Here is a 317-nt window from a genome sequence, read left to right on the forward strand (position 1 = left end):
ACCATATCCAGAACATGGCGATATGAATGCTGCTGCAGCTGTACAAGAATTAATGGGTGGAAAATTCGGTGAGATGTCCACCTTAAACAATTACATGTTTCAATCCTTTAATTTCCGCGGTAAAAAAAAGCTAAAGCCCTTTTATGATTTAATTGCAAGTATTACAGCGGAGGAATTTGGCCATGTTGAATTAGTAGCGAATGCAATTAATCTGCTCTCGATTGGCAATACCATTACTTTAAATCATGATACCGCCCCACTGCAAAATGGATTGTATTAAATTTATTATACACATTTTACTAGAACTGTTCTAATAT

At 35.3% G+C, this 317-nt stretch carries 1 protein-coding gene; it reads left to right on the plus strand.

The window, feature by feature from the left end; genetic code table 11:
* A partial coding sequence (locus ACFRCG_RS48275; RefSeq protein ID WP_380043033.1) for a manganese catalase family protein occupies positions 1–280 on the plus strand: 280 nt, incomplete at its 5' end.
* Positions 281–317: the final 37 nt, after the last annotated feature.

The sequence above is a fragment of the Embleya sp. NPDC056575 genome, from assembly GCF_042793325.1.
Taxonomy (GTDB): domain Bacteria; phylum Actinomycetota; class Actinomycetes; order Streptomycetales; family Streptomycetaceae; genus Embleya.